Annotated in this window: 26 protein-coding genes; 14 read left to right on the forward strand and 12 right to left on the reverse strand. The window is 40.9% G+C overall.

The window, feature by feature from the left end; all coding sequences use genetic code 11:
- The first annotated feature begins 26 nt into the window (after positions 1–26).
- Together NSTC731_RS11015 and NSTC731_RS11020 are read left to right on the forward strand one after the other, a co-directional pair.
- Positions 27–1,298, forward strand: a complete 1,272-nt coding sequence (locus NSTC731_RS11015; RefSeq protein WP_445630829.1) for an AmpG family muropeptide MFS transporter — start codon at positions 27–29, stop codon at positions 1,296–1,298.
- A gap of 14 nt (positions 1,299–1,312) precedes the next feature.
- Complete coding sequence (locus tag NSTC731_RS11020) at positions 1,313–2,269, forward strand: N-acetylglucosamine kinase (RefSeq protein ID WP_445630830.1); 957 nt, start codon at positions 1,313–1,315, stop codon at positions 2,267–2,269.
- Between the two features lie 26 nt (positions 2,270–2,295).
- On the opposite strand, the gene NSTC731_RS11025 is transcribed toward NSTC731_RS11020, so the two are convergent.
- Both NSTC731_RS11025 and mnmA read right to left on the reverse strand, forming a co-directional pair.
- Positions 2,296–3,036: a dienelactone hydrolase family protein gene (locus tag NSTC731_RS11025; RefSeq protein WP_445630831.1), complete on the reverse strand. Its 741-nt coding sequence runs from the start codon at positions 3,034–3,036 to the stop codon at positions 2,296–2,298.
- Positions 3,037–3,388: 352 nt separating this feature from the next.
- Positions 3,389–4,444, reverse strand: a complete 1,056-nt coding sequence (gene mnmA, locus NSTC731_RS11030) for a tRNA 2-thiouridine(34) synthase MnmA (protein ID WP_445630832.1) — start codon at positions 4,442–4,444, stop codon at positions 3,389–3,391.
- 297 nt (positions 4,445–4,741) lie between these two features.
- On the opposite strand from mnmA, the gene NSTC731_RS11035 reads away from it, so the two are divergent.
- The 4 genes from NSTC731_RS11035 (at position 4,742) to NSTC731_RS11050 (ending at position 8,375) form a co-directional block, all read left to right on the forward strand.
- Entirely contained in the window at positions 4,742–5,692 is a 951-nt protein-coding gene (locus NSTC731_RS11035; RefSeq protein WP_445630833.1) for a hypothetical protein, read from the forward strand.
- 145 nt (positions 5,693–5,837) lie between these two features.
- A complete protein-coding gene (locus NSTC731_RS11040) occupies positions 5,838–6,812 on the forward strand; it encodes a cysteine synthase A (RefSeq protein ID WP_445632065.1) in 975 nt (324 codons plus the stop codon).
- Positions 6,813–6,975: 163 nt separating this feature from the next.
- Entirely contained in the window at positions 6,976–7,299 is a 324-nt protein-coding gene (locus NSTC731_RS11045; RefSeq protein ID WP_445632066.1) for a (2Fe-2S) ferredoxin domain-containing protein, read from the forward strand.
- 152 nt (positions 7,300–7,451) lie between these two features.
- The gene (locus NSTC731_RS11050) at positions 7,452–8,375 is read left to right on the forward strand and encodes a DUF5331 domain-containing protein (protein WP_445630834.1); all 924 of its coding nucleotides are present in this window, start codon (positions 7,452–7,454) and stop codon (positions 8,373–8,375) included.
- A gap of 5 nt (positions 8,376–8,380) precedes the next feature.
- Here NSTC731_RS11050 and ygfZ read toward each other — a convergent pair whose 3' ends face one another.
- Complete coding sequence (gene ygfZ, locus NSTC731_RS11055) at positions 8,381–9,376, reverse strand: CAF17-like 4Fe-4S cluster assembly/insertion protein YgfZ (RefSeq protein WP_445630835.1); 996 nt, start codon at positions 9,374–9,376, stop codon at positions 8,381–8,383.
- A 136-nt stretch (positions 9,377–9,512) separates the two neighbouring features.
- Between ygfZ and NSTC731_RS11060 the strand changes: the two genes are divergently transcribed.
- Both NSTC731_RS11060 and NSTC731_RS11065 read left to right on the forward strand, forming a co-directional pair.
- Positions 9,513–9,719, forward strand: coding sequence for a type II toxin-antitoxin system HicB family antitoxin (locus tag NSTC731_RS11060; protein ID WP_445630836.1), 207 nt, complete (start codon positions 9,513–9,515; stop codon positions 9,717–9,719).
- Positions 9,709–9,930, forward strand: a complete 222-nt coding sequence (locus tag NSTC731_RS11065; RefSeq protein ID WP_445630837.1) for a type II toxin-antitoxin system HicA family toxin — start codon at positions 9,709–9,711, stop codon at positions 9,928–9,930. Before NSTC731_RS11060 ends, NSTC731_RS11065 begins: the two co-directional genes overlap by 11 nt.
- Before the next feature lie 67 nt (positions 9,931–9,997).
- Here the strand turns inward: NSTC731_RS11065 and NSTC731_RS11070 are convergent, their stop codons facing one another.
- Together NSTC731_RS11070 and NSTC731_RS11075 are read right to left on the reverse strand one after the other, a co-directional pair.
- Complete coding sequence (locus NSTC731_RS11070; RefSeq protein ID WP_445630838.1) at positions 9,998–10,327, reverse strand: Txe/YoeB family addiction module toxin; 330 nt, start codon at positions 10,325–10,327, stop codon at positions 9,998–10,000.
- A 9-nt stretch (positions 10,328–10,336) separates the two neighbouring features.
- Positions 10,337–10,624, reverse strand: a complete 288-nt coding sequence (locus NSTC731_RS11075; protein WP_445630839.1) for a type II toxin-antitoxin system Phd/YefM family antitoxin — start codon at positions 10,622–10,624, stop codon at positions 10,337–10,339.
- A gap of 480 nt (positions 10,625–11,104) precedes the next feature.
- Between NSTC731_RS11075 and NSTC731_RS11080 the strand changes: the two genes are divergently transcribed.
- Positions 11,105–11,593, forward strand: coding sequence for a pentapeptide repeat-containing protein (locus NSTC731_RS11080; protein WP_104907206.1), 489 nt, complete (start codon positions 11,105–11,107; stop codon positions 11,591–11,593).
- 421 nt (positions 11,594–12,014) lie between these two features.
- The gene (locus NSTC731_RS11085) at positions 12,015–12,332 is read left to right on the forward strand and encodes a hypothetical protein (protein ID WP_445630840.1); all 318 of its coding nucleotides are present in this window, start codon (positions 12,015–12,017) and stop codon (positions 12,330–12,332) included.
- Positions 12,333–12,434: 102 nt separating this feature from the next.
- On the opposite strand, the gene NSTC731_RS11090 is transcribed toward NSTC731_RS11085, so the two are convergent.
- A complete protein-coding gene (locus tag NSTC731_RS11090) occupies positions 12,435–12,923 on the reverse strand; it encodes a hypothetical protein (RefSeq protein ID WP_445630841.1) in 489 nt (162 codons plus the stop codon).
- Positions 12,924–13,086: 163 nt separating this feature from the next.
- On the opposite strand from NSTC731_RS11090, the gene NSTC731_RS11095 reads away from it, so the two are divergent.
- Positions 13,087–15,015 (forward strand): protein kinase domain-containing protein, encoded by a 1,929-nt coding sequence (locus NSTC731_RS11095; RefSeq protein ID WP_445630842.1) that lies wholly within the window; start codon positions 13,087–13,089, stop codon positions 15,013–15,015.
- Positions 15,016–15,113: 98 nt separating this feature from the next.
- On the opposite strand, the gene NSTC731_RS11100 is transcribed toward NSTC731_RS11095, so the two are convergent.
- From NSTC731_RS11100 to ndhL, 5 genes are all read right to left on the reverse strand, one after another.
- Positions 15,114–16,655 carry a tetratricopeptide repeat protein gene (locus NSTC731_RS11100; protein ID WP_445630843.1) on the reverse strand — a complete coding sequence of 514 codons (1,542 nt, stop codon included), beginning with the start codon at positions 16,653–16,655 and terminating at the stop codon, positions 15,114–15,116.
- Positions 16,656–16,769: 114 nt separating this feature from the next.
- On the reverse strand, positions 16,770–17,435 hold the full coding sequence (locus tag NSTC731_RS11105; RefSeq protein ID WP_445630844.1) for a heterocyst differentiation related protein: 666 nt from the start codon (positions 17,433–17,435) through the stop codon (positions 16,770–16,772).
- A gap of 236 nt (positions 17,436–17,671) precedes the next feature.
- Entirely contained in the window at positions 17,672–18,499 is an 828-nt protein-coding gene (gene trpA, locus NSTC731_RS11110) for a tryptophan synthase subunit alpha (RefSeq protein ID WP_445630845.1), read from the reverse strand.
- Positions 18,500–18,786: 287 nt separating this feature from the next.
- The gene (locus NSTC731_RS11115; RefSeq protein ID WP_322695024.1) at positions 18,787–19,098 is read right to left on the reverse strand and encodes a DUF3007 family protein; all 312 of its coding nucleotides are present in this window, start codon (positions 19,096–19,098) and stop codon (positions 18,787–18,789) included.
- Between the two features lie 24 nt (positions 19,099–19,122).
- Positions 19,123–19,335 (reverse strand): NAD(P)H-quinone oxidoreductase subunit L, encoded by a 213-nt coding sequence (ndhL, locus tag NSTC731_RS11120; RefSeq protein ID WP_445630846.1) that lies wholly within the window; start codon positions 19,333–19,335, stop codon positions 19,123–19,125.
- Positions 19,336–20,392: 1,057 nt separating this feature from the next.
- Between ndhL and NSTC731_RS11125 the strand changes: the two genes are divergently transcribed.
- The gene (locus tag NSTC731_RS11125; RefSeq protein ID WP_445630847.1) at positions 20,393–21,706 is read left to right on the forward strand and encodes a hypothetical protein; all 1,314 of its coding nucleotides are present in this window, start codon (positions 20,393–20,395) and stop codon (positions 21,704–21,706) included.
- A gap of 18 nt (positions 21,707–21,724) precedes the next feature.
- Here NSTC731_RS11125 and NSTC731_RS11130 read toward each other — a convergent pair whose 3' ends face one another.
- Positions 21,725–22,645: a lysylphosphatidylglycerol synthase domain-containing protein gene (locus tag NSTC731_RS11130; RefSeq protein ID WP_445630848.1), complete on the reverse strand. Its 921-nt coding sequence runs from the start codon at positions 22,643–22,645 to the stop codon at positions 21,725–21,727.
- A 342-nt stretch (positions 22,646–22,987) separates the two neighbouring features.
- On the opposite strand from NSTC731_RS11130, the gene NSTC731_RS11135 reads away from it, so the two are divergent.
- Positions 22,988–23,554 carry a DUF6658 family protein gene (locus tag NSTC731_RS11135; protein ID WP_445630849.1) on the forward strand — a complete coding sequence of 189 codons (567 nt, stop codon included), beginning with the start codon at positions 22,988–22,990 and terminating at the stop codon, positions 23,552–23,554.
- A gap of 99 nt (positions 23,555–23,653) precedes the next feature.
- Positions 23,654–24,244: a hypothetical protein gene (locus NSTC731_RS11140; RefSeq protein ID WP_445630850.1), complete on the forward strand. Its 591-nt coding sequence runs from the start codon at positions 23,654–23,656 to the stop codon at positions 24,242–24,244.
- The last annotated feature ends 195 nt before the right edge of the window (positions 24,245–24,439 follow it).

The raw sequence follows: 24,439 nt of genomic DNA on the forward strand, positions 1-24,439 counted from the left end.
TAATAACACGATAATTAGAGGCAAACATGAAACCTCAAACCACCACCCCTTCTCCGTGGACATATATACCCACCCTCTACTTTACCTCTGGCATACCTTACATCATCATCAACACAGTTTCCGTAATCTTTTATAAAAAGCTCGGAATAGATAATACTCAAATTACCTTGTGGACAAGTTTTCTCTATCTACCTTGGGTCATCAAAATGTTTTGGGGCCCAATTGTCGATATTTATTCTACCAAACGTCAATGGATACTATATACCCAATTTGCTATGTTCGCTTGTTTGGGTTTAATAGCCTTCTCCTTGCAACTACCAAATTTCTTTTTCATCTCCCTTGCAACATTAACAATAGGAGCATTTATTTCTGCAACTTATGACATTGCTACCGATGGCTTTTATCTATTGGCTTTATCTCCAGAACAACAAGCCTTATTTGTTGGCATTCGCTCACTATTTTATCGAATGGCTGTCATTTTTGGCTCTGGAATATTAGTAGTCTTAGCAGGTCAGCTTGAAGTTTATCTGAATAATATTCCTTTAAGCTGGACTATAACTATTGGTTTCTCCGCTTTAATTTTAGCAATCCTGTTTATTTTCCATCGCCTAATTTTACCTTTACCTGAATCAGATAACCAACGACAAATAGAAGCTAGGGAAAATATACCTTTTTGGTCAATCATTAGCTCATATTTTGCTCAAGATAAAATTATAAATATTTTAGCATTTATCTTGCTTTACAGACTTGGCGAAGCAATGCTTGTGAAGATAGCCTCTTTATTTTTATTGGACAAACCGGAAATAGGAGGCTTAGGGTTATCAACATCAGATGTTGGGCTAGTCTACGGGACATTTGGGGTAATATCCCTAATATGTGGAGGAATTTTAGGAGGGTTGCTAATTTCTAAATATGGATTAAAAAAATGTTTATTCCCTATGGCTTTAGCATTGAATTTACCTGATATTTTTTATGTATATATGGCTTACACTAAGCCTTCACTAACATTAGTGTATCCCTTGGTTTCTTTGGAGCAATTTGGCTATGGTTTTGGATTTACAGCTTTTAGTGTTTATTTAATGTATATTTGCCAAGGCGAATATAAAACTTCTCATTTTGCTATATCTACTGGCATTATGGCTTTAGGAATGATGTTACCAGGCTTAGTTAGTGGTTATTTACAGGAAGTACTTGGCTATCCATTATTTTTTGTCTTGGTCTGTTTGCTGACTATTCCTGGGATGATTGCTCTGTTTTTTATTCCTTTAAAAGAAGAACCGAAGCATCAAAATAATTAAGATTATTGCAATCCATGAGTTATGTTTTAGGAATAGATGGCGGCGGTAGTAAGACTGTTTGTGTCTTAATGGATGATTTGCATCTAGTGCTAGGTCGTGGTGAAGCAGGGCCATCTAATTATCAGAGTATAGGTATCGAAGCAACTTTACAATCTATTCAAACAGCAATTCACAATGCGGTTCAGGCAGCAATAATTACAAATTCTGTGAATATTGACGCGATATGTTTGGGTTTAGCTGGTGTAGGTCGTGTAGCAGATATCGAAGTAGTGAAAGGTTTAGTCAAAGAGTTACAGAATAATAAATTGCCTATTACTTGGGCATTACAGCCAGCCAATATTGTAATTTGTAACGATGCTTTGATTGCTTTAGTTGGTGGAATTGGTCAACCTGTAGGAATTGTGGTTGCAGCCGGTACTGGTTCGATAGTTTTCGGACGAAATCATGAAGGACATACTAAGCGAGTCGGCGGCTGGGGGTATATTTTAGGAGATGAAGGTAGCGCTTATAAAATTGCGATCGCAGGCATGAATGCAGCATTAAAATCTTATGATGGACGAGGGATTTCAACCAGTTTGATAGAGGGTTTCAAACAGCATCTTGATTTGGAAAGTATAGAAGATTTAATAGAAGTAGTATATCGCCGAGAATGGGGAGTTAAACAGATAGCTGCTTTAGCACCAGTTGTAGATTTTGCAGCAGCGTCAGGTGATATAGTAGCGAATATGATAATTGATGATGCTGTAAAAGAGTTAGTAAAATCCACATCTACAGTAATGGATGCAATTTTTAGTACTGACTCAGTTTTAGAAGTAGTCACAACGGGAAGTGTCTGGCGCGGTAGATGCAAGATACATGAAAGATTTACAACATCTCTTGTTAAAAAATTTCCTAATGTAAAGGTGATTTTTCCGAGGTATGAACCTGCTTATGGTGCTGGATTATTAGCGTTGCAGACTACTCAAAATTGACGCGAAGAAAGCAATAATAAGAGGTTTCAATCTGCAAATATGCGCCCTAAGAAAGTTATTATTTCAGACCAAGCTGCGGTGGTAGCACTAGAATCATAACGATAACCGTCGTCGCGCATGAATGTATGTTCTGCTTCATACAAGAAAACTTGGTGAGGTATGTTAGCATTCTCAATTGCTTTTATTATGGTTTGGCGATCGCTCTCTGGTATATGAGGATCAAGAGTACCAAATACTATTAGCATCTCGCCTTGAATTTCATTTACCCTCTGGATTGTATCGGCTACCTCTTTACCCAGTTTGCCACTGGGAATGCCAGTAGGGTAACAGCAGACACAAGCCCGAATTTCGCTTTGAAATGCTGCGCGGAATGCTAAATGTCCACCAATACAAAAGCCGAGAGTGCCTATTTGATTTGGAGAAACCGCACTCTCTGTTTTTAGAAATTCAATCACAGCAAGGCAATCGGCATCATAATCAGCTACGGCGGTTCGACGAGCATCGTCATTTCCGCGCATCCGTCCCAGATCGTCTGGCTCAATTACTAAACCAACTGGCTCAATTCGGTGAAAAATTTCTGGTGCTGCTACTACATAGCCGTATCCTGCTAAGTAGTTAGCTAGACGAATCATTGCATCACCTAACTGATAAATATCACTATAGAAGACAATACCAGGGTATTTTCCTGCTGCTTTGGGAGCCGCTACATAAACACGCATTAAGCTGCCATCTACTCTTAACTCAACGTTGCGTTTAGTGATTTGCACTTTTTTGTCTCCGTGTTACGCTTGCTGTCATTAGCTTCTACACTGTAGCGCGGCAGCATCCGGTTACTTTCAACCCACAATTTGGCGTTCTTTTTCCAGTGAAAGTTTGTTGCGATCGCTTTAATACCCTGTATGTACACCCTAGCCTTTTAGGAGAGAGATTTTCCAAATACGGTGAGAAGTCAGGTTGAGCCTTTGGCAATTCTATAAAAGGCGATTATTACGAAAATTATGGTTTTGTTGATGAAAAGGGTGTATCATCCAAGACGGTTTAGTTAAGGGGAGAGACGCGATGATGGTTCGGTTAAGGGAAGAGACGCGATAAATCGGCGTCTCTACAAAGGGGTGATTCTTAACTAAACTGTTCAATAATTCCGCCACCTAACACTTTCTCGCCGTCATACCACACCGCCGCTTGTCCGGGGGTGATGCTGATTTGGGGTTCATCAAACACCAAACGCACACGGGAGTTTTCCAACGGAATTACTGTCACTGGTGTAGCCGTTGAACGATAACGAATTTGCACTTCGGCATGAATTGGGGTGGATGGTTCGGCAATGGAAACCCAATTTACCCGATTTATAGTGCATTCTGGCTGAGTTACCTTAGTGCGATCGCCTACTACTACTTTATTATTTGCTGCATCTAATTCAATCACATACAACGGTTCGGCAGCAGCAATCCCTAAACCTTTGCGCTGACCAATGGTGTAGTGATGGACACCATCATGCTGTCCCAAAACTTTGCCTGTCACATCGACAATATCGCCTGTTTTGGGAGCTAAATATTTATCCAAAAATGCCCGCATGGAACCGTTACTTTCCACTAAGCATAAGTCTTGACTTTCTGGTTTATCAGCAGTTTTCAATCCGTATTCAGTTGCAATCCGGCGCGTGTCAGTTTTTTCTAGTTCGCCCAGAGGAAATATCGTTGCTGCAAGTAAATCTTGAGACAAATCATAGAGGAAGTATGACTGGTCTTTGTTGCGGTCAATAGCCCTTAATAACTGGTAACGTCCAGTTGCTTCGTCATAGCTAATTCGGGCATAATGACCGGTGGCAATGCGATCGCACCTCAATTCTGCACGAGCATACTGCACCATTGGCCCAAACTTCACCGTTTTATTGCACTGGGAGCAAGGCAAAGGTGTAATCCCAGCACTGTAACCAGTCACCAGGTAATCGACAATATGCGTCTGAAAGACATCCCGAATATCGACAATCTGATGGGGAACGCCGAGTTGTTCGCAGAGTTCAGCCGCGTCGATCATACCTTCAGAGCAACATTGACCTTTGCCTTTCATTAGCCAAAGAGTCAAACCAATCACTTCATAGCCCTGATGGTGCAGGATAGCTGCGGCGGTGGAACTGTCAACGCCACCAGAAAGACCAACGACGACTTTTTTCATACAAAGCACGACAAGCTGCGTGGTTGTCCAATTGTAGCATACACTCTTTCATTGCCTTGCTACTAAAGCGCTTCAGTTTTAAAGGCAGGAGACAGGAGGGAAAAGGATTTGACTCTTCCATCCATAACGGAAGCAAGCGTGTCCGTAAACAGCTTTCATCTAAGATTAATTACAGATGTATTTTTTGCCACGCAGATGAGGTAACTTTACGTTAACGCTATATAGTTGCTACAACGGTGAACTAATTAGTTCTTGATGGAAATTACCTAAAAATACTTTGACTACTTTCTAATTATTATGTCGAGAGGAATATCAAGTAAATTTATCCCATTTCAGATGTTGCGCCGAGGTTTTGAGGGTTGGAAGCCCACTATTAGACTTCTGTTTTTGTTAGTGGGAGGATGGTTAGTACTGATTCCCGACTCTACCCCAGCACAAGCACAAATCTCCAACAGCAACGTGCTATTGGCTCAAGAAACTGGTGAGATTTTACCGCCACCGCCAATTCCCTTTGGTCAACAGCCATCACCGCAGTTACAACCAAGTCAAGCACAGGATTTCAATCAATCGGAAGTTAACTTTCAGCCTACCCAAACAGTACAAGACACTCAATTTGAGCAAAATTTTCAGCCCTCTCAACCATTACCGAACAATCAATTTGAGCAAAATTTTCAGCCCTCTCAACCCCCACAGTTTAGTCAATATAACCAGAACTTTGAGCGCTATTTAGTTTATGTTGATGGTAGTGATTTTCAGACATTACAAGCAATACGTCAGATTGAACCTAGTGCTTACATTCGCCAGTTCCAAGGCCGAACTGTAATTCAGTCAGGAGTTTTTAACAGAGTCGGCAACGCCCAACAACGGGTAAATGAGCTACAGTCACGAGGCATATATAACGCCCGAATTATCAGCTTTGGTAACGGACAGGAAATAAATGCAGATAATGGCAACTATAACTATAGAGACGATCGCAATAATATAAATGCTAATAGGCGAGTCTCTAGATATTATGTCGCCATTCCCACCACTTCTGAACAGTTAAGAGCGATCGCAGCACAAGTTAGGCAGAATTTAGGCGTATTTACGCAAGAATTAGGACGATCTGGCGGAGTCCTCGAAAGGACGCAACCACGGGGTCCACACGTAGCAGTAGGGCCTTTTCAAAATCGATTTCAAGCTGAGGAATGGAACAGGTATATGCGAAGGATCGGATACGGTAATGCCAGAGTTTACTACGGAAAGTGAATTAGTGGGGAGTTAGGAGTGAGGGAAGTACACCAACGGCAAGCCCTCCAATGTAAGTATCATAGAATTTTAGGCAAATCAGTTGTAAATCATGCTACAGCTATCAGCCAAAATTTTTATAGATACTCACACAAGTACAGTCAAAATGGATATAAAGAATGGCTTCCTTGGCGCTGTTGGCAATACCCCTTTAATTCGTTTAAACAGTTTTAGCGAAGAAACAGGGTGTGAAATCCTTGCGAAAGCAGAATTTCTCAATCCTGGGGGTTCCGTCAAAGACCGCGCCGCACTTTACATCATCGAAGATGCAGAAAAGAAAGGTTTACTTAAACCTGGTGGTACTGTTGTAGAAGGGACCGCTGGTAATACTGGCATTGGACTAGCACATATTTGCAACGCCAAAGGCTACAAATGCCTAATTATTATTCCTGATACCCAGTCACAAGAAAAGATAGACGCGCTGACAGCATTAGGAGCAGAAGTTCGTCCCGTCCCTGCCGTACCTTACAAAGACCCCAACAACTACGTTAAGCTATCGGGCAGAGTAGCTGCTGAGTTGGAAAATGCCATCTGGGCAAATCAGTTTGATAATTTAGCCAACCGCCTCGCCCACTACGAAACCACAGGGCCGGAAATTTGGACGCAGACAGATGGTAAAATAGATGCATGGACAACTGCAACTGGTACTGGTGGTACTTATGCTGGTGTAGCATTGTATTTAAAAGAAAAAAATCCAGCAATTAAATGTGTTGTAGCCGATCCGCTGGGTAGTGGACTTTATAGCTATGTCAAAACTGGCGAAATCAAGATAGAAGGAAATTCCATCACTGAAGGCATCGGTAACGGTAGGGTCACAGCCAATATGGAAGGCGCACCTGCTGATGATGCCATCCAAATTGATGACCAAGAAGCTTTGCGAGTAGTTTACCAACTGCTGAGGAAAGATGGATTGTTAATGGGCGGCTCAACGGGTATTAATGTTGGAGCAGCTGTTGCCTTAGCGAAGCAATTGGGGCCAGGACATACCATTGTCACCATCTTGTGTGATAGTGGTTCTCGGTATCAGTCGCGGATATTCAACCCTGAATGGCTAGCCTCAAAGGGACTTTCAATAGATTAGTTATTAGTCATTAGTCATTGGTCATTAGTCACTTGTACTTAGCGTAGTCGTAAAGCCTGCTGCATAGCTACGCTTAGGGCGCAACCTCTCCAAGAGTTTATTGGTCATTAACTTTCGACTTTTGACAAAGGACAAATGACAAATGACAAATGACAAAGAACAAATGACAACTCAACCATCAGACTTGCCAATAATAGATCGAGATTCTCCTAAATGTGTGCGGGTTTGTCAAAATCGTACTTGTAAAAAGCAAGGTGCAGCCAAGGTTTTAGCAGCTTTTACAGCTTTGCCAATCCCTGGTGTAACTGTAACTGCTAGCAGCTGTTTAGGACAATGTGGCAATGGCCCAATGGTGCTGATATTACCCGATATGGTCTGGTATAGCGGCGTTCACCCTGATGAAGTATCTCTACTGATAGAAAATCATTTGCTAGGTGGTGAAAGAGTCAAACAGATGCTCTATTATCGGTTTCATCCCCAGAAATAAAGCTATAGCCGTAGTCACACAGGTTAGGACATTTGGAAAGAGTGAATGCTAGAGTTAGCAATAGTTTTACCTCCTGCCCTCTACCTCCTGCCTCCTGCTATAAATTTTCAATATCAAAGTCTGCAATCTTGTTGACTGAAGTGAGGCATCCAATGAATATCCAGCAGCTGCGTCAATCCTTAAAACAAAAGTGGCTTTTTTACTACAAGCAAAATATTTCCTGGCTGGTTAAAATGCGAATTTGGGCCACTTACGATGGTCTGCGCCGTCCTTTGTCCGGTTTTATTTTGGCAACACTGTCTGTTTTGGAACCCCAGTTTGATGAAATACTTTCTTTTATGGTGGAGTTGAATAACGATCCAGATAAAATAGTCGCTGCTTTAGGTCTTAACTTCAATCCCGATCAAGAGTTATGTTTAATAAAATCAGAGCATTCAGTTATAAACCAAGTTGAAAGCGAGTTGCCAGATGAAAAGTATTTTGAGGATAAACATCTGTCATCGGTTGTAACTGCCAGCAAGATTGCCTCTCATTCTCTTGCCAATACTCTAGATTCCAACTTGTCACGCGCAGATGAACTTGTGCCATCGATTACAGCTACTACTGAAGTAGCTCGCATACGCAAACCGGAGTTGGTAGTAGCTGCAACTAAAATTGCTCCAGACACTCCGGCAAAAACGCCATCCTCCGATTTGCCAAGGGAATATCAACCAGTACGCTGGCACTCTGGTCAGTTACCTTCACGAGGAGCGGCGACAATGACTAGTGAGGTTAACAACAAAGCCAAAACTATGCCATCTGTGGCATTAGCTACTGAGGTTAAAAGCAACGCACCACCTGTCCGAATCCCTGTGGGCGCATCATTGGCAATTACCACTGAGATTAATAGTAATGGCAAAGCAGTGCGATCGCTAGCAATTACTACTGAGGTTAAAAGTAACGGCAAACAACCGAATATTCAACCACAAGAGGGTAAGAGCAAAATAATACCAACTACAAATGCCCGTAGTATAGCTTCTTGGGTAGATGAATTTTGTTACGGTGCTAGGGAGAAAGAGAAAGATATCTTGATTTGAATTACTTACGGATATTCGTGAGAAACAAACGGGATTTCTATGACTTCACCTTCAGTTTCTCCCACTTTGACTTTTAAACCTACACCACCAGCTTTGGTGCGAATGTAACCTAGTCCAAAGTAACCATCAGCGGTTTGGGTGTAACTAGTAAGTTTGCCAACCTTTTCATCTGCAACTGCGATCGCACTTCCAACTTCCACAGGGGCACTGAGGCGGATACCTAAAAGGTGTTGTTTTACACCTTTATATGTATTTAACCGAGCAATAGTTTCTTGCCCAATATAGCAACCTTTAGTAAAAGAAATTGTTTGCCACAAACCAACTTCCAGAGGATTGTAATCATCTGTGAGTTCCGCATCTGGGGCGGGGCGGCCTTGTAAAATTCGCAAAGCATCCCAAGCGCGATCGCTCATCTCTACCGCCCCAGCTTCTAATAATTTGTTCCACACTGTTTCTTTGTCAGTATAGGGGAAAGTGAAGGTGTATCCTGGCGCAGCTAACCCGCTACCTACAGCAATTCGCACGCCCTCAGCCGGAGCGATGGTGTATACTTGGTGACTACCGTAAGGTTGGCCGATGAGTTCGCCAATACCCAACTTTTCTAAAACAGCGTCGCTTCCTGGGCCAATCAGGCTGAAGGTGTTGGTATATTGGGTAATATCAGATAATTCCACCTTATCTGCATAGAAAATATATTTATCCAGCCATTCCATCAAAAACTGGCGGCGGTTAGGTGAAACCAGCAAGATTACCGCATCTTCTCTAACGTAGGCGGTTACTAAATCAATTGTTCTGGCTGTGGAAGTAACAAAAACTGTATCACAACCTTGTCCTGGCTTGAGTATTTGGAAATTGTTAGTACTTTGGTTGTGTAAGAAATTGAGGCGATCGTCGCCAGCTACTTTAATCCGTCCCCAAGCGGTGCGATCGCAGATTGCAACCCCAACTCTGGCGGCTTGGATAGCTGCTGCGTCTTTATCGTCAAGTGTAGATGTTGGCATAGCGATCAGAAGTTGCCCTGTTTGAATGTTGTCGCACTGGAAATCTTAGCAAATAAGCGTTTGCGGCTTCAATGCACTTTTGGTTTTTTTCTAGCGTATAATCAAATCAACAGAAAGTGCCGAACAATAAAAACTTATGAAACGAACTTTTACTGCAAGTGTATGGCAGGAAGGTAAATGGTTTGTGGCACAGTGCTTGGAGATTGATATTGCAAGCCAGGGTCAGACTGAAACTGAGACATTGGCTAATCTTGAGGAAGCTTTGTCACTGCATTTTGAACCACCAGTAGCTACTATTATTCCTCAAATTAAAATACTTCAGGTAGAAATAGATGCCGCTTAAACCATTACCTTATCGTGAGGTTAAGCGTAGATTAGAGGCAGCAGGCTTTGAGGAAGTTAGCCAAAAGGGTAGTCACGTAAAGTTTGTCAAATCTACCGAAGAAGGAATCCGTACTGCGATCGTGCCTAGTCATCGAGAAATTACTATCGGTACGCTGGGCAGTATTTTACGACAAGCTGGGATAAGTGTAGAAGAGTTTGAGGTTTTGTAAGGGCACGTAGGGGTGAAAAGGGCGAAGTTATCGCTCTTTTTCAAAATTACATTATTTAATTATGAAATTAGCGATCGCTATAATGGTATCGTGCCTGAATAAACTCGATTCGGTTATCACTTACTACGTAAACAATCCGGTCAGTTTGAGTAATTCGGCGCGACCATACATTTGCATCAGAGTATCTCAATCTTTCAGGATTACCTGTACCTTCAAAGGGATTCCGCCTAATTTCTTCAACTAAAGATAAGACGCGGAGTGCAGTTTTTCTATTTGTCTCTACCCAGTAGGTAAGGTCTTCCAGAAATCTCCGGTCAAAAACGAGGTTGCGTTCTAAATTATCTTCTTGAGAAACTTCAGATTGGGGAAGTGCATCTGGTTGTAAGTTATCCGACATTGAATTTATTTACTCTTCTTCGTAGAGCGAGAACTCCTTACGCAACTCGTCTATAGTTTGGGGCATATTAGTCTTAGCTTTAACACGTTGTAAAGCATCTAAAAGACGTACTGCATTCTCAGGTGATTGGAACAAATATGCTGTCTCTATGATGCTGTTAAGTTCCGCAGTAGGTATGACAGATACGCTTTCTGCACCTTCACGATTAACAACTACAGGTTCACGAGTGCTAATTGCCTCTTCGTAAATTTTTTCAAAATTATTGCAAGCTTCGGTGTAGTTTGTTTTATTAGACATTTTTTGTTCTTCAATTTATCTGTTAATTTTTGCTGGCTGTTAACTAAAGAGTTGCTTCATTGAATTTCTTGAATGATGGTTAAAATTTCCTCTTTCGATTCAATGTGTCTTGCTAAAACTTCAGCGGTTTATTCCAGTACCTACTCAGATCATAACTTGGCTAAATCTTGCCGCAAACTCTGCCCAATATAAAATTTGAGTAATGCATCAAGTGTCATATCTCAATGATCTGCAACTTTTTTGAGCGATCGCAATGTATCTGTTGGTATCTTTAATTGATACTGTTACTGTAGTACGGGATCTTAAATGTAATTCTAGTTCTTCTTCAGGCTTGTTCATATAGCTTTCTTTCAATGCGAGTAGTGTGATGATTGATTGATTAGGATGGGGTGCGATCGCCTTTAATATGACAGTGTAATCACTGAGGCAAATATTTTATAGGAAAGTCCTATACAGGTTAATTGATGTAGGAGTTGAACTATGGATAAAAAAGAACTGCTCAGGCGTTATGCAGCCGGAGAGCGGAACTTCTCTGGGATTGAAATCAGTGCGGACGACTTGTACGCTGTTGACCTTAGTGGTGCCGACTTGAGTGGTACTAGGCTGGAACAATTCGAGATATCTCGTGCCATCTTGATAGGTGTTAATTTGTGGAATACTTATTTGACCGATTCCAGCCTTAATAGTGTTGATTTGAGCCGAGCTGATCTCAGGGGAACTGACTTGCGTGGAGCTAGTCTCAATTGTGCTAACTTGACCGAAGCCGATTTGAGAGAAGCTAGATTTGGAAACACTACGTTCTACAGGGCTAATCTGACTAGAGCTAACTTGGAAGGCGTTGATTTTAGGGATACTAGCTTGCGACAGGCTAATTTGACTGGAGCCAATCTTGAAGGAGCTAACCTTAGCAGAGTTATTTTCCACAATACCATCATGCCAGACGGCAGTATTAGGAATAGCAGCAGTTAAAACTTCCATAAAGCAAGTTCCATATCAAGCTACTATTCAATAGACCTCTTGCAAAAGTCCCTAATACCCCAACCCCAACCCCTCCCCAAAGCATCCTATGCGTTACCCACATCTTTCTTTACAATCTTAAAACCCATGTTTTCTAAGCATCTTAGAGACTGAGGGGTTAGGCATACTTGACAAATTAGCTCTTAATCTTTTCGCAAAAACTGTGTTTTTATTGAGAATTAACGACGAACTAATCAGGGTTACAAAAACCAGAGCGATCGCTCTCGCAAATGTTAAGAAAGATCCGGGTAATGGGTAGCCAAAGCATCGGGGAGGGGAGCATTTGCTTTACTCAAATGCGGGGTGAGGTTCTTATTTTTGATTTATACAAGAGGTCTAATTTGAAGATAAACGTTCCTTTTACGAAGTTGATTTGCACGAAACAACCAAACTAATCAAGCAGAAAATAGACACTCAGGTATCAGGAAGTCAAGTAATTCTACAACGAATTATTCACAAGCAAGTCTTAGACGACTTTAAGAATGCAGAGCAACAGATTAATAACTACATCAAAAGCTTTCAAGATGAGTTTGACCGCTTGTTGAAAGAACGGGAGACCAGAGAAGCCGAAGCTGAACAAATTTGTGAAACTCTTAATGTTCAAAAAGTCAAGCTGAATGAATACTTGAATGAAGTAACTGCTATTCGAGCATCCTTGGATAATTGGAAGCCATTACAGAGAATCAGATAGGCGATAAACCACTTCCACATTCCAAATAGGTTGAAAAAGCGATCGCCTTATCTCATAAGCCCACTTGCATGGGCTTTGTTCGTGTATTCTATTTTCAGGGCTTCAACTCTCTGGCAATTTAGCAAACGCCTGCTCAACTAACTCCTTTGACTTGGCATCCAAACGCAGCCAATCCACTTCACCGAATTCATCGATTAAACTAGTATCAATATCAGCAACTTCCAACTCTGGGCTGTATTCAAGAAAACACACCTGATAACACAGTTCCCACAAATCGATACTTGCTTCTTGCTGTTGACGCTGCAAACGTAGATGATATCCTGGATGGGGCATCGGCAGACGAGCCAGAGTTCCTCTGATTTCATCTGCTTCTTGGGGCGTTGCAGTTTCGATTGCTTGCAATAGCTCACTCACCAATGCTTTGATTTCATCAGTGGTGCTAGGCGGCCAAATCAGGACATCATGGTAAGTTCCCGTCCAGGAAGATTCATCAAGCTGCTTGCGGATATTGTCGATAACGCGAATGAAAGCAGGTTGCATGAGGATTTCAGCCTGCTGCCATGCAACTGGATTTGTTATTTTAGGTGGCATTGGTAATAAACAGGGGCACTAAAAGAAAAATAAACAGTCTGCGTTTATTAAAAAGCTGCGTTTTTAATCTAAATCTTTTCTCAAGATAGCGGATTTCAATGAAGAAAATTTGGAGATATTTATTACCAGCTGGAAAATTAGGTAATAACTCTGGGGAGAGAATATGATCGGCAAGCTACTAGACCATCGTTACCAAGTAATTCGAGTCCTCGCGATGGGAGGATTTGGTCAAACCTACATTGCCCAAGATACTAGGCGACCAGGCAATCCTATCTGCGTTGTCAAGCATCTCAAACCCGGAACTGACCCCAGAGTTTTTGATACTGCTAAACGCTTGTTCAGCAGTGAAGCTGAAACTTTAGAAAAACTGGGCAACCATGACCAAATACCGAGGTTACTGGCGTACTTTGACGAAAACCAAGAATTCTATCTAGTACAAGAATATATTGAAGGACATACCCTAGCTGAGGAACTTATACCTGGTAAGCGCTGGAGTGAAAACCAAGTAATTCAACTGTTGCAAGAAGTTCTAGAAATTCTGGAATTTGTCCATCGCCAAGGCGTGATTCACCGCGACATCAAACCGGATAATATCATTCGCCGTGCCTCAGATAATAAGTTAGTTTTAGTTGATTTTGGAGCAGTAAAGCAACTGCGTACACAACTGGTAACAGTGGGCGGACAAGCATCTGCGACAGTAGTTATCGGTACTCCTGGCTATATGCCTACAGAACAAGGGCAAGGTAAACCCCGTCCCAACAGCGATATCTATTCCCTTGGCATCATCGCCATTCAAGCATTAACAGGATTACAGCCAACAGAATTGCAAGAAGACCCGGAAACGGGGGAAGTTATCTGGCAGCATTCAGTAACCGTGAACCATCGATTGGCAGCAGTATTGTCCAAGATGGTGCATTATCACTTCAAAGACCGCTATCAAAACGCTACGGAAGCACTGCAAGCGTGTAAAGACGCGATTAATCCAGTACCTGCACTTTCCACACCTGAAGAAGCCGCCAACAATTCCAGTTACCAAGCAACCAAATCTCAGCCCCAAGTATCTCGGCTGCAAACTATTGCAGTTGCACCAGCAAATCCTATCCCTGCCAAACCTGAGCGTAAAGACTCTAGTAAATCCGACCCCTGGCCGATATTAATTGGCATATTACTGGCGGGTGGTGCGGCTGCCTTGGTAGCAAATGTATATCCAAATGTGAAAAATTTTGCTTTAAATGTTACAGGTAAGGATACGGCTTTAGCAAACAAATGCTCGGCTGTTGTTGTCGGAAATTCTAATATCCGTTCTGAACCTAGTTCGATAAATTCTAATAATATTGTGCAAACTATTGCTAATAACACCAATTTCGAGGTGACTGGCAAGCGGACAAAACGAGGTTGGATAGAAGTTAAGCTTAAATCTGGTCGTTTGGCTTGGGCACACTCGGATGTGATAACTAATAATCAGGAATGGGGTTCTTGCCTACGCGAAAAGGGCATTGCAACTAAGATTGTAGATGATAGTAGCTTGATTGCGACTCGAACTATTCCCCAGCCAAAACCAAAATCTAAGGATGTGGTAACTCCATTACCAGAAAAGCCGAAGAGGTCAACTGACGATGCAAAGAAATCACAACGATCGCAGCCTAATGATAACAGTGCCAATATTGTAGAACAAGCAAAAAATAAGTATGATTCAGGGGATATAATTGGAGCGATCGCACTTTTAAGATCGGTTCCGGCAAATGCTGCTTCTGGTATCCAAGAGACGAGCAAAATGATTGCCCAGTGGCAGTCAGATTGGGCAAAGGCGGAGGCATTATCTAACGAGATTAATAAAGCAATAGATGATGGTAAATGGGATAAAGTTTTAGATTATAGAAACCATCCAGAAAAGTTGCCTAATACTAAATACTGGCGAAATAGAATCGAACCATTATTTAAACAAGCAGCCGAAAATTTGGCAAAACAGGCACTAACTCAGCTAGAAAATCAAGGTAATCAAAAAAATACCCAACAGCAACTTCCCGATACTAAGCAACCTGCCACTAAAGAGAGTCCTAATGCTACAGAAACTCCTAAAGGCGGTTTGTGAAATCAAAGTTTGTTAATTATAATGTTTCAGCATATATTGGTAATAAGTAATAGATAATCTTATTACCTTTACCTATTGATGTTGAACTAATTTATTTTTTATTGATGTATATTTTCTGCAATTTGAAGTGCTTGTGCTAACAATTGTTCGCTTTTATCTTTTTGTTTTAATTGTGCGTACCCAATAGCGATCGCAGTTATCACCTTAACTTTCTTATCGCGGCTTTTAGTAGTTTGAGCAACTTCAAGTGCTTGGGATAATACCTGCTCTGCTTTAACAGATGGTTCTACTTGAGTAGCTTGCTCAACAATTTTGGGCAAAGCTGAGACTTTGACATATTCAGAATCATAAAAAAGCAACTCTTTGATAGAGTCAGACTCTGACGAAAGCAAGGCTTTTTTATAGTCAGACTCAGCATCCTCTTTAAGTAGTTGAAAAGCCTGCTCGTATTGACTCTTTTTTGCGTACTCAACAGCAAGTACACTCAATGCTTCCCTTTTATTGTTAGAGTACTTTGTTTCCTCGATCGCTTGCAGGGCTTGCTCATATTGCTCTACTACTGCACACGTCATAGCAATTTCAGCAAACACATCTGAAGAATCACCAAGAATTAAACCATCATGAGTGATATAAGCGTCTTTAAATGCTTCATAATCAGGGTAATCCTTTATTGATTTGGCAATCACAATAGATTGGTTGCATTGCCCCAGTTCTGCATAATCAACAGCAATATCAGCTAAATAAAAATTTTTTATGCTATCATATTTTTCCTTTTTAATACTTTGAAGGGCTTGGGCTAACAGCTGTTCTCCCTTAGCCTGTTGTCCTACTTGTGCATACTTAACAGCCACTTTAGCCACTTTGGCCACTTCAGCGTTATTATCTGGATATTGTGCATTTTGTGGGGCTTGCGCTAGCAGTTGCAATGCCTTTGCTTTTTGTCCAACTTGTGCATATTTGAGTGCAATTTCAACCATCTCATCACTGGTTTTAGCTTTTTGAAGTGCTTGTACTAATATCTGTTCTGCTTGAGCCTTTTGCCCAGTTTGTGCATACTTAAGTGCAACTTCAGACATTACTATAGATTGAGAAATAATGTAATCTTTTCCATTTAAAAACCCCTTTGTCACATTTATTGATATTAATTTGGCAACTTGAAGGGCTTTTTCGTATTGCCCCACTTGTATTAGGCAAGTAGTAATATGTTTCAACCCAATATCACTGTATTTTGGCTCGTATACTTGAAGAGATTTTGCTACTTGAAGTGCTTTGTCGTATTGTCCCATTTCTACATAAATAATTCCCAATTGCTCCAATAATTTGAGTCTAATGTAAAAAGACTCACTTGTTTTGATAGACTCATTTATTTTGATAGTTTGAATAGCTGGGGCTAATAACCTTGAGGCTTTATCCTGTTGTCCTAATTTTGCATATCCGACAGCAATTTTAGCTAAAAGTTCTGCTTGGAGTGGTTGCTTACCATTATTTTTCTCGTAAATGGCAACCTTATCCACAGGTTGACAAGCTACACTAAATATGATTAATAATACTGCATGAGCGCAGGTGGTCGTACTCCTACGGAAAAGCAAGCTACGCGTAGCGTTTCGCAGAGAAGACATCGCCAGTTTTTTGAGTTTCATCCGCTTTTTGAGCTTGATTAATCACTCATGTACAAAAAAAGCATCTAGGCAGTATTTTAACAGTGTTACCCTGTATATCTCTTACCTAGATGCTTTGTGCGATATTTTTTATTGTTACTGCATTTCGTCGTATTCTGGGGCTTCAACTCGTCTTGCTTCCATCCGCGAAGCAGGCAGAAACTCAGCACGACGGACTGGAACCAAGGGTGGCGTATTTCCTTGGTAAGGGTGAATCACTTGTACAGTACGGGCTGGACGCTGCCGTGGTGAGAACAAAGCCAATACTCCAGCGACAACAACACCACCACCAATAGTGAGAGTTGCCCCTCCCACAGCCCAAAGCACAGGTGAAGACCACCAATTATTTTGCGGCTGGAATGTTGCTGCTGATTTTTGTTGGTTATTTTGCTGGGCTAATTGCCACTGCTGCTGAGTATTGAAATTTTGAACTTGGCCTTGGAGTTGTTGATTTTGCAACTTTAGCTGTTCATTGTCGTTTTTTAAACGCTCCAGTTGCATCTGCGTGTTCAGCTTCTCCATCTCTAAGCGCTGGTCATTATTAGTACCAGTCGGTGGTTGAACCTGATTGGGATACATTGGTTGCCCATAAGGCCCGTAAGGATACATTTGTGGTTGCATTCCTTGAGGCGCGACTACACCTGGGATTTGTGGAGTAACAGCAAAGTTAGGTTGTAGAGGGGTATTTGTTCCTTTGAGCAATACGAGAGCCGCCAGCCCAGCTACGGCAACCCCACCGATAAACGCCATACTCTCACTCATCGCCTTTGCTCCTCGATTGCGACGTAACTATAATCATTTGTGACCGACTCACTCTCACACTCATAAATTATGCCTAGTTAATTTCACATAATACTCAAACTATAAGCAACTCTATCAGCTAGTTTTTTTACATCATCATATCTGATGTTAATATTCAAGACCATAATGGTCAAATTGTCTATCAAATAAGGAGAGAAAAACTACACTGTTATACTTTTTTAATCTACTTTCTGGGTCTAATCAAGAGGAGTATTTGTGCTGGTGTTGGTCGGTTTGATGGCTGCTTTGAGACTTTGGCAAAATTCGGCGATCGCCGAAAGTCCCTGCTCTGGCGTGCCTTGGGCTAACCGTTTGACAATAGCGCTACCCACGATCGCACCATCTGCGCCCCATTCCCTTACCTGTCGGGCTTGTTCGGCTTCAGATATGCCAAAGCCAACTGCAATCGGTTTATCAGTAACACTACGAATTTGTTTGAGTAAATCAGACACGCGGTTTTCCAGTTGCGATCGCACCCCTGTTACTCCAGTGACGCTGACTAAATAAATAAATCCTTGGGAAGAACGAGCGATCGCTTCGATCCGTTGGGCAGAACTGGTGGGAGCTACCAACAAGATTACGTCAATTCCCATCTCACTCGCTGCTTGCAACAATCCTGCTGCTTCCTCCAAGGGCAAATCAGGTATTATTAATCCTGCTACCCCAGCAGCAGCAATTTGCTCAAGAAATTTTTCAATTCCCCGGTGCAAAATTGAGTTGTAATAGAGCAACAGAACAATCGGCGATCGCAATTTGGGAGTAATCCCTTGCAGCATTTCTAGCACCTGCTCCAATTTCGTACCCCTTTGTAAGGCGCGAGTAGCAGCAGCTTGAATGACTGGCCCATCAGCCAGAGGATCGGAATAGGGTATACCCACTTCTATAATGTCGGCTCCACTACGATCTAGAACCTCCAAGGCTTTTGCTGTTGTTTCTAAATCTGGATCGCCAGCAGTCACAAACGGAATCAGAGCGCATTCACGATTGTGCTCAAGAGTTTTAAAGCAATCAGAAATCGCAGTCATTGGTCATTGGTCATTGGTCATTGGTCATTGGTCATTAGACCTCTTGGCATTTGTGCTTTTTGCACTCTTGGGGAAAAGGGTAAAGGTTAAAGGGAAAAGGGACTTATGCAGAACCTTTTTCCCCTTCCCCTCGCCCCTTATCCCCTTCTTGGAACCCCACTTTCCCCTTTTCCCAACAAATGCCAAGAAGTCTATTGGTCATTGGTCATTGGTCATTGGTCATTGGTCATTAGTAAAGGACAAATGACTAATGACAAAGGACAAATCACAACTGACCAATGATAACTTTACACCTGAGATTGCTTTTCTTGTTCTATTTCGGCTTGAATTCGTGCTAGTTCTTCGGGAGTAAGCTCGTCTAGCCGCTTTTGCAGAAAGTCTTGCTCATACTGTTCCCGCTGTTGGTGGTAGGTCATTTTTTGTCCCACCGCACGGAAAAAATAGGTGGCTAACCAGCCAACTAAGGCACTGACTAGCAAGACTTGGCTCCATATACCAGCTTTTTGATTATCCAAACCAACTAGCTGTAATCCTAAGTATGCCAAACCGCCGGCAATAAAAACACCTAAGCCAATTCCAATCGCGTCAATCCGTCGCATGAGAGTTATGACCTACCAATCTCGTTAAACTTGAATTTGTCGCCGTTGGGGTCGAAAATTTGCAAACGGCGATAGAACCAATAGACCCGGAAAGAAGAAAAACACCAAAAAGTACATAAAGACACGCTCAATGGAGCCACCCACATACCAACGCTGCTTCAGATACAGCAAAACAGCAACGGGGATTACTAGAAGGTAAGCTCCAGCCAAAATCAGATATAGCAGGGCGACAATCATAACTTTCAAGTCTTAAGCATCTGTTTTCCATCATAGGCTGAAGAGACAGACAAGAGAGAAGTTTAGTCATAATGCTTTCAACATAACTGCGCCAAAATTCCTCGAAACCGCAGCTTTGGCGGGCTGGAGTACTTTTACTGGGACGATTCAACGGATTTCATTACAAAAGCTAATATCATGCTATTATGGTGAATCCACTAGCAAAAAAATGCTCTAGTCAGACAAAATCGAAAACCTCTCTGAAGCGATCGCCCAATCTGGAAAAAATATTTTCAATCTAGTTGGACAAAAGACACAATTGATGGTGGAATAGATAAGGAGGTATTTGCTACCTCTAAAAAATAACTAGTTACACTAGTTGCCAAACACCTTTGGGGGTGTGGCGGAATGGTAGACGCTACGGACTTAAATAATTGAGCCTTGAAGGAGAAATCCCTCAAGTGGAAGCTCTCAAACTCAGGGAAACCTAAATCTGGTGACAGACATGGCAATCCTGAGCCAAGCCCAAAAATTTTAGATTTGGGATTTTAGATTTCCGATTAATCTTCAATCCAAAATTCAAAATCTAAAATCCAAAATTGAGGGAAGGTGCAGAGACCCGACGGGAGCTACCCTAACGTTAAGTCGAGGGTAAAGGGAGAGTCCAATTCTCAAAATCTGAGCAGGCTATTGTTATCAGGTAGCAGTGAAAACTGCGGGAGAATGAAAATCCGTTGACCGTAAAAGGTCGTGTGGGTTCAAGTCCCTCCACCCCCACTAAAAATTTAAAATACCTAAAGGCTTCGGTAGAAGGTATGAGCGGGTTGTATCTAAATGTATAGATCGACTCGCTTATATCTATTTATGTATGATATTTTCTGGTTATAAATAAGTAATTTTACTGAACTATTTGATGAAGAACTAAACAATTTATCTTTAATACTTTATTTATAACCCTAGTTAATCAAATTTATGTAAAAAGATGACTGAATTTCTGAAGAAGAGATTGATGCTCCTGTTCGCCAAGGTTAAGCTAGTAATAATATGAACAGGAACCCTTTTTGTCCTGATAACTGAAATGACCGCTAATCGTTTATCAATTAGTCAGGAAAATTCCCATTATGTTACGTCTAATACTAGACAATTAGATGTGCAAACTGCCCAAGAAGAGGTTTATAGCTTCTTTGTGGAAATTGTCAATAAATTGCCACCAGAAGATGTTTTACGAGAATTCAAAACTTTATTTATAGACGGTCTTGATTGCGAATATTCCGATTATATACCTGGAATATATAGTGTGTTTTTAGATGATAATGAAGAAGAATTATACAATACACTGAAGCGGTGTTGCTATATCATAATTAATAATTGGAAAACTAACCGAAAAGACAAATATATCCAAGACTTAGTTAATTTATTTGTTCATGAAAATCTGAAAATCAAAGACAATAATCCTCCAGTAGTAAAAACTTGTAAAATCTGGCTAGAAAAGTTTGCCAACAGCAAAGATTACAAGGATCTGAAATTATTTGTTACTAAATATGAAGAATCATCTAAAGGTCATTGGGCTAATCGCTATACTTCCTATTTATTGATCGATCAATCTGTTAATAATAAGAACCCTAAAGAGCAACAAGAAGCTGCTAGAAGGCTTTCTAAACAGATGAAAGACAAATTTAAGTTTGAACTAGCAATGTATATTGCTCGTTCTCAATCTGCTGTCTCAAGCACAACACGCTATAAAAATCCCAGTATTTTGGGAGATCAAGCTCTGCGTTTAATAAAAGCAATTGTCTTAAAGAAAGGCGTATTTAGCCATGATAATATCGCCCATATATTTATCAAACAAACGAAAAATCAAACTCTGAAAGAATTTAAAAAAAGCCTAGAAAAATACTTATTTTTTCCTGTAGAAAATCAAGAATCAGTCGAAAATTGGCAGCGACAGTTTGCACATAGTTTATCGTTATGGAAGACAGATTATAATCAAGAAATTATCACTAAAGAATTGTTCTTGAGAACCTGTAATCGAGTGATTGATTGCTTGACAACCGAAAACTCTAAAGAACCTTCGCAATTATTTATTTTATTAATTGGTCAAGGTCATGCTCTGACCCTGGTAATTATATTATTAAAGATTATTTTGATTTGTAGAAATTCTCGAAGACATTTAGAAACCCGGATTGCTCATTTGATTCGTTTTTACGAAAAATATTCCGAAGATGAATGCAAAGGGGTAATAAATTTTATCGAAATTTTTAATATTACGTTCGCCATTTATGCAGAAAATGTAGAATATAACTTAATTAAGATGGAAGAAGAACAAAGCAGTAATCAGCAATTAAATCTGGATAGCTATCGTGTGTTTTCACAAATGAAAGTAGATAGATAAAAATGAGTTTTGCTTGATTCAGGATTTCGCAAGGCGTTCATCTAACCAAGCTAAGGCAGCACCCGCAGTTTCAGCTAAAATACTAATGAGGCGATATAGAGCGATCGCACTAAATACTAAGGCAGATGGAAAGTGGTGTCGTAAAAGTTCATACGCAGTCGCTTCAAACACACCTAACCCACCAGGCGCACCAGGTATAATAAACCCCAACAACCAAGCGCAACTAAAAGCCCCGAATAACAAAGGAATTTGATTCCCATTCAACGAACCTAAGGCGAACATAGTTAGTATAAACCCAGTGGCGCGTAGTCCCATAAAGCCCACTTCTCCTAACAAAGGGCGCAAAGGGTAGCTTTTAACACTGAAGGGAACAGTTGATTGAGTGGTAGCAGCAGACTTTTTTGCTTTTAATTCATACAAAAAACGAATTACGGGGTTCAAAAACCACGGATGAATCGCACCAAGGACTACAGCTAAACTCAGAAATTGTAGTATTTGGATAACAAGGGTAATATTCGCTGCTGCAAATTGGCTACTACATAAGACAATGATGATTAAAGCAGCCGCTAGCATGAGTAGCGGTTCCAACAAAACGCTTAAGGTGGCTGCACCTGTCGGAATATTGGCATTTTTAGCGGCGACAATTCGCCCGTAGTGATGCCAGATATTACCTGGTAAATACTTTGCGATGTTCGTTTTTAGGTAAACTTGGATGAATTGGATAGATGATACAGGTTGATTTAACTCTTGCAGAATCCAAGTCCAGATCCAGCCTGCCCAAGTATGAGCTAGTAAAGTTACCCCACAAGCGATCGCCATAATTGCCCATCCTACATCATCAATGCGGATAGCTGTCACCTCAATCCAATTATCCTTCAGAGCTTTTCCTAAAAAAAACAGCGTTCCCCCCAAAATTATCCAGCGTAAAAATTGCTTCATAAATTTAGTCATTTAACGTTGAGAGCAACAAGGGCTGAATACCTCAAATTTTATGATGTATCAGCTACATATCAAAAGCTTTTGAAGTATCAAACAACAATATGTAGTTCTGTTTACGAAAAGTATATTACTTTATTTTATATCTCTCTAGAGTTAGATAAAGATATTGTTTTTGTACTCATTAAAATGTAGCCTGCGCTAGAGGTAAATAGCATTTTATTATTCATATCCTGAATAAAGGTTATCAAAAGTGAGCGAACCAAAACAAGCACAATAACTTGCTGACCAATCCAATGATTCAGCAAATTCTTAGTTTATTAATATTTTGGTAAGGAGGACTACGTGAACGCTGTAAGAGTATTCTTGAAACAAATAAGATTGCGCCAGATATTAACTATCTTTTTAGCTGGACTATTGTTGATAGTTAGCACTGCTTGTAGTGGGGCAAATGCTCAAGGTGCAAATCCACAAAATCCTGCTGTACAAGCCGGTGGAGCAAACAACCCTTATAAAAATGGTGGAGACAACTATAGCAACTACAGAATGTCTACCGATCCGAAAATAGCAAACCCAAAAGCCAATCAGGGACGTGACCAAGCTAGCTTACAACCAAGTTCGCAATTGTTGATTGCTACAAATACAGAATCTGAGATCCTTTATCCTGGTGGCGAGACACCAGCAGGTCGAGTCCAGAAAGAAGCAGAACTGCCATTCATCACAGATAAAGACTTCCGCCAGCCTGAACCCGGTGGTTTGATTCAGAATGAATCAAGTGTAGGAGAGCGGGTTAAAGATCGGCTTGAGACTGTAAAAGAAGCTGTTGAAGAAGCTTCCGGTTTTTTGAAGAACAAGGCAGATGAAGCTAAAGCAAGACCTGAATTACAGCCAAATCCAGCAGTAAACAGATAAAAATCTTGTTTTTTCTGGATGCTTTGGATGTAAGATTAATTCCAAATGCCATCTTGGTTGAAGTTTAACTTAGTCACGAAAATGCAAGGACTTAGAACTATGAAAAAAGCAATGAATTGGCTGAAAAATATTCGTCCCTTGAAAGTTGTAACTGTTTTTTTAGCAGGAATCTTTCTATTTATGGCACAGGCTTGTGGTGCTCCAGGAATAGCAACACAGCCACCACAACCTGGCGATCAAGCACCTAATATTGAACGATATGATGCCACAAAAGATTATCCTCTGAATTCTCCTACTGGCGGAATGAATAACTTTAGTGATGTAGATCCCAGAGCGCAAGATGAAAAGGCAGCTAATGACAGAGCTAAGGCCCTAGTAAAAAATGCTCAAAAGAATATCGATCAGAAGGGAATTGACAGCCCAGAGCAATATGGTGAAAATTACAAACAAGGGACATCCCTTGGTGGAAGAGTCAAGAACCTGGGTGAAGATATAGGTAGTTCAGCTGAAGAACTTGGCAAAGGTCTTGTTAAGGGAACTCAGCGAGGAATTGAAAATATCAAGGGTAATACCCAGAATGCTGCCGAAGACGTGACAAAAAATGTTCAGCGTGGAGCTGAGGATGCTGGTAAAAATGTTAAGCGCACAGCTGAGGATGCAGGCAAAGCAGTTAAGAACACAATCGATTGAAATTAAGCTGATGCGCTTCTAGATTGTAAATTTTGACGTTAAGACTGTCCTAAGTCAATTGGTCATCTGTCCTTTAAAAACAAATAACTAATGACAAGGATCGTTCCTTTAATATACAACTTGAATGCGTAACAGCTTAGTCATTGAATCTCTTGTAAAAATATAAAAGCGCCCACAGATTAAAGTCTGGGGCTA

It is taken from the genome of Nostoc sp. DSM 114167, from assembly GCF_052692655.1.

Bases quoted from the DNA above. Each gene is read 5' to 3' on its own strand.
- mnmA (WP_445630832.1), bottom strand. From the start codon at position 4,444: ATGAAAAAAGTCGTCGTTGGTCTTTCTGGTGGCGTTGACAGTTCCACC.
- NSTC731_RS11070 (WP_445630838.1), bottom strand. From the start codon at position 10,327: ATGTCGGATAACTTACAACCAGATGCACTTCCCCAATCTGAAGTTTCT.
- NSTC731_RS11125 (WP_445630847.1), top strand. From the start codon at position 20,393: ATGACCGCTAATCGTTTATCAATTAGTCAGGAAAATTCCCATTATGTT.
- NSTC731_RS11140 (WP_445630850.1), top strand. From the start codon at position 23,654: ATGAAAAAAGCAATGAATTGGCTGAAAAATATTCGTCCCTTGAAAGTT.
- NSTC731_RS11035 (WP_445630833.1), top strand. From the start codon at position 4,742: ATGTCGAGAGGAATATCAAGTAAATTTATCCCATTTCAGATGTTGCGC.
- NSTC731_RS11095 (WP_445630842.1), top strand. From the start codon at position 13,087: ATGATCGGCAAGCTACTAGACCATCGTTACCAAGTAATTCGAGTCCTC.
- trpA (WP_445630845.1), bottom strand. From the start codon at position 18,499: ATGACTGCGATTTCTGATTGCTTTAAAACTCTTGAGCACAATCGTGAA.
- NSTC731_RS11040 (WP_445632065.1), top strand. From the start codon at position 5,838: ATGGATATAAAGAATGGCTTCCTTGGCGCTGTTGGCAATACCCCTTTA.
- NSTC731_RS11080 (WP_104907206.1), top strand. From the start codon at position 11,105: ATGGATAAAAAAGAACTGCTCAGGCGTTATGCAGCCGGAGAGCGGAAC.
- NSTC731_RS11105 (WP_445630844.1), bottom strand. From the start codon at position 17,435: ATGAGTGAGAGTATGGCGTTTATCGGTGGGGTTGCCGTAGCTGGGCTG.
- ndhL (WP_445630846.1), bottom strand. From the start codon at position 19,335: ATGATTGTCGCCCTGCTATATCTGATTTTGGCTGGAGCTTACCTTCTA.
- NSTC731_RS11015 (WP_445630829.1), top strand. From the start codon at position 27: ATGAAACCTCAAACCACCACCCCTTCTCCGTGGACATATATACCCACC.
- NSTC731_RS11090 (WP_445630841.1), bottom strand. From the start codon at position 12,923: ATGCCACCTAAAATAACAAATCCAGTTGCATGGCAGCAGGCTGAAATC.
- ygfZ (WP_445630835.1), bottom strand. From the start codon at position 9,376: ATGCCAACATCTACACTTGACGATAAAGACGCAGCAGCTATCCAAGCC.
- NSTC731_RS11050 (WP_445630834.1), top strand. From the start codon at position 7,452: ATGAATATCCAGCAGCTGCGTCAATCCTTAAAACAAAAGTGGCTTTTT.
- NSTC731_RS11060 (WP_445630836.1), top strand. From the start codon at position 9,513: ATGAAACGAACTTTTACTGCAAGTGTATGGCAGGAAGGTAAATGGTTT.
- NSTC731_RS11020 (WP_445630830.1), top strand. From the start codon at position 1,313: ATGAGTTATGTTTTAGGAATAGATGGCGGCGGTAGTAAGACTGTTTGT.
- NSTC731_RS11130 (WP_445630848.1), bottom strand. From the start codon at position 22,645: ATGAAGCAATTTTTACGCTGGATAATTTTGGGGGGAACGCTGTTTTTT.
- NSTC731_RS11075 (WP_445630839.1), bottom strand. From the start codon at position 10,624: ATGTCTAATAAAACAAACTACACCGAAGCTTGCAATAATTTTGAAAAA.
- NSTC731_RS11100 (WP_445630843.1), bottom strand. From the start codon at position 16,655: ATGAAACTCAAAAAACTGGCGATGTCTTCTCTGCGAAACGCTACGCGT.
- NSTC731_RS11045 (WP_445632066.1), top strand. From the start codon at position 6,976: ATGACAACTCAACCATCAGACTTGCCAATAATAGATCGAGATTCTCCT.
- NSTC731_RS11065 (WP_445630837.1), top strand. From the start codon at position 9,709: ATGCCGCTTAAACCATTACCTTATCGTGAGGTTAAGCGTAGATTAGAG.
- NSTC731_RS11115 (WP_322695024.1), bottom strand. From the start codon at position 19,098: ATGCGACGGATTGACGCGATTGGAATTGGCTTAGGTGTTTTTATTGCC.